The organism is Synechococcus sp. H60.3, assembly GCF_047462295.1.
Taxonomy (GTDB): domain Bacteria; phylum Cyanobacteriota; class Cyanobacteriia; order Thermostichales; family Thermostichaceae; genus Thermostichus.
The window spans coordinates 1-3231 of record NZ_JANSIY010000177.1 but is presented as its reverse complement, the minus strand read 5'-3'; the positions used below and the strand labels follow the sequence as shown (position 1 = coordinate 3231).

At 59.8% G+C, this 3231-nt stretch carries 2 protein-coding genes and 1 pseudogene; 1 reads left to right on the top strand and 2 read right to left on the bottom strand.

Features of this window, described 5'->3' with window-relative positions:
* Nucleotides 1-428: pseudogene (locus NW841_RS12465) on the bottom strand (peptidase M8); the annotation flags it as partial.
* A 207-nt stretch (nt 429-635) separates the two neighbouring features.
* Here NW841_RS12465 and NW841_RS12460 point away from each other — a divergent pair.
* On the top strand, nt 636-1904 hold the full coding sequence (locus NW841_RS12460; RefSeq protein ID WP_414386667.1) for a class I SAM-dependent methyltransferase: 1269 nt from the start codon (nt 636-638) through the stop codon (nt 1902-1904).
* Nucleotides 1905-1962: 58 nt separating this feature from the next.
* Here NW841_RS12460 and NW841_RS12455 read toward each other — a convergent pair whose 3' ends face one another.
* Nucleotides 1963-3084 carry an ABC transporter ATP-binding protein gene (locus tag NW841_RS12455; protein ID WP_414386665.1) on the bottom strand — a complete coding sequence of 374 codons (1122 nt, stop codon included), beginning with the start codon at nt 3082-3084 and terminating at the stop codon, nt 1963-1965.
* Nucleotides 3085-3231: the final 147 nt, after the last annotated feature.

Here is a 3231-nt window from a genome sequence, read left to right as displayed (position 1 = left end):
CGCAGCACATTGTTGACAAAATCGTTGATGCGGTTGGCGTCGCGGGTTCGCAGAGTGGCAATGGCAAACAAGATGGCCGCGTCGCGAATCGTTCCCCCCCTGCCGTCGCCATCGAAGTCAGAAATGGCAACTGGGTTGGGGTTGGCCGTGGTCACCTCAGCCAAAGTTATGGGAGGCTGCACCCGCAAAACGTTGTTGACAAAGCTAACAATCTGGCTGGGCTGGGTGATCCCGCTGGCGATGGCAAAGGCGATGGCGGCATCGCGGATGGTTACCGATTGGGGGTTGCCGTCGTAGTAAGCGGCAGGGGTGGAGGAGGGCGTCTCTGGCCGGCTGATCAAGCCAGGCCCCGTGGCCAGGCCGCAGGCTGCCAGGATCCCGAAGAGAAAAGTTACCGCCAACAGCAACAGGCGCCTGCGTGAGCCCATAGAAAAAAACCCCTTGACAGAATAAGTTCCTGCCTCAATGAGGACGGCAAGCCAATACTGAGGCAGTACCATAAATAAAGCTACCAGCAAAGGTTACCTAGCTTTAAGGCCAGAGGAACGCCGGAGAGGCCAATAGGTTGCTGGCTGTGCAGTACGATAGGGTGCGTGCTAAGAGTTTGGGATACCTAAAAACACAGGAAGGCCGCCATGGCAGAGAAAGTTGTGTCCAACCCCGTCCAGGCGCAGTTTGACGAGTTTCCCTACCCAAATGTGCCGATTGAGCAGACGGTTACCGACAACCTGGCCTTGTTTGCCAACAGCCTCACAACAGCCAGGTATCTGCGGGATCGCAAGGTGGTACTGCCGGAAGGCAAGGTGATGCTCAATGCCGGCTGTGGCTCCGGCTGGGAAACTTTGGTTTTGGCAACTGCCAACCCCGGCGCTCGCTATGTGGGAGTAGATATTTCACCTGAATCCGTCAAGCTGGCGGAGCAGCGCTTCAAGTTCCACAAGATCGAGAACGCCAGCTTTCATGTTATGGACATTACCGACATGACGGCGCTGGGGGAGGAGTTTGATTTTATCGCCTGCAACGACGTTCTCTACCTGCTGGACGACCCGGTGGCCGGCTTGAAAGGCATGCGGCAGGTGCTCAAGCCTGATGGGATCATTCGCACCAATGTGCACAGCCTTTATCAGCGGCAGTTTATCTTCAACATGCAGGATGCGATGGAGCTGCTGGGGGTGATGGATGAGCCAGCGGCCAAAGCTGTACCGCTGCTGCGGGAGGTGATGGAAGCTCTCACCGATGCCAGTTTTGTGAAGAGCCACTGGAACGGCGATGCCATCAAAACCACAGGGGGAATTCTGGCCAATTTCCTGCTGCGCAGCGACAAGGGCTTTACGGTGCCGCAGGTGTTCGAGATGTTAAGGCAGGCCGGCCTTGAGTTTATTAGCATGGTGAACTGGCAGCAGTGGAAGGTGGAGAGGGTTTTGACCAAGCCGGTGCCCTACACGATGCGGCAAATCAATAAGTTAAGCGAGGAGCAAAAGCTTCACTTCATCGAGCTGGTTTTCCCCAACATGACCCGCCTGATCGACTTTTGGTGTGGGCACCCCGGTGTTCCCAAAGCTGAGCCGTTTACGAACGACGAATGGTGGAATGGCACTGTACAAGCCCACCCGCTTTTGGTGAGGTTGGATGCCAAGCAGGCGTTTCTCAACGCCATTCGCGACAACGGGCCTGTCAACATCAACGGCTGGCCGGGCGCTGAGGGGAACATTACCATCGATCCTTTCTCGGTGCGCTGGCTGGTGGATGTCTTCGGCCCCTTGCCGGTGCCGGTGCAATCGCTGGTTCACAAAACCATGGAGATTATGGACTGGACGCAGGAAGAAGCGTTTAGCCAAGTGTTGGCCAACCTGAAGTTTTTGGAAGAGCGCCTGGTGATTCTCCTAAACTCGCCGCTACGGTAAGGGCGACTGCAGTTAGCAGCTTTTCCAAGCCCCCTAGCTTTCCGGGGGCTTTTTAGCGTTATCCCAGCCGCTCCTCGGTTTGCGGGTCAAAGAGGTGGAAGCGATCCATGTCAAAGATCACTTCTGCCCATTGGTTGACGCGAAGCTGGGTACGGGGATCCACGCGGGCCACAAACTCCTGCTCGGGGAGGATCCCTTCGGGGTCGGCGGCGCTGAGGTGGAGGAGGACTTCAGAGCCCAGGGGCTCGACAACGGCAACTCTGGCGCGCACGCGGGCGGGTTGGATCCCTGGGGGTTGGTACTGGGGATCGTGGATGTTTTCCGGGCGGATGCCGAAGATGACCGGCTGGCCGGCGCGGGGCCGATAGGGATCCGCCTGGTGGGAGGGGATGGGCACGCGGAAGGCGCCGCTATCCACCCAGAGGGTGCCCTCTTGCTCCCGCAGCTTGGCTGAGAAGAAGTTCATGGAGGGGCTGCCGATGAAGCCGGCCACAAACAGGTTGGCGGGGCGGTTGTAGAGGGCCTGGGGGGTGTCCACCTGTTGCAGGCGGCCATCCTTCATCACGGCAATGCGGTTGCCCATGGTCATGGCTTCCACCTGGTCGTGGGTGACGTAGATGAAGGTGGTGCCCAGTTGCATGTGTAACTTGCTGATCTCGGCCCGCGCCTGCACCCGCAGCTTGGCGTCGAGGTTGGAGAGGGGCTCATCCATCAAAAACACCGCCGGGTTGCGCACAATGGCCCGCCCAACGGCGACCCGCTGCCGCTGTCCACCGGAAAGTTCCCTGGGCTTGCGGTGGAGGAGGTGTTCGATTCCCAGCCGCTTGGCCACCCCCCGAACTCGGCTTTCGATCTCCGCCCTAGGCAGGCCACGCAGCTTAAGGCCAAAGGCCATGTTCTCGGCCACAGTCATGTGGGGGTAGAGGGCATAGGACTGGAAGACCATGGCGATGTCCCGATCCTTGGGGGGAAGGTCGTTCACGCGGCGGTTGCCGATGTAGATGGAGCCGGCGCTCACCTCTTCCAGGCCGGCCAGCAGGCGCAGGGAGGTGGTCTTGCCGCAGCCGGAGGGGCCAACGAAGACGAGAAATTCCCCGTCTTCAATGGCGATGTTTAGGTCGTGGACGGCCGTGGTGTCGCCGTAGCGCTTGGTAACGTGTTCGTAGGTCACGCTGGCCATGCTCTCGCTCCCCAGCCACTTCGCCCTCAACCTTATCCAACCCCCGGGGCAGAGGTCAAATCGGATCCCTGGGAGGGAGTATTGGCGGGGGCGCCCCGCGCCGCCCACCCACGGCCACGCCGCGCGCTCGGCACTCGAGCCAACCCC

Excerpts from the sequence above, each read along its gene's own strand:
- NW841_RS12460 (WP_414386667.1), top strand. The coding sequence starts at position 636 with ATGGCAGAGAAAGTTGTGTCCAACCCCGTCCAGGCGCAGTTTGACGAG.
- NW841_RS12455 (WP_414386665.1), bottom strand. The coding sequence starts at position 3,084 with ATGGCCAGCGTGACCTACGAACACGTTACCAAGCGCTACGGCGACACC.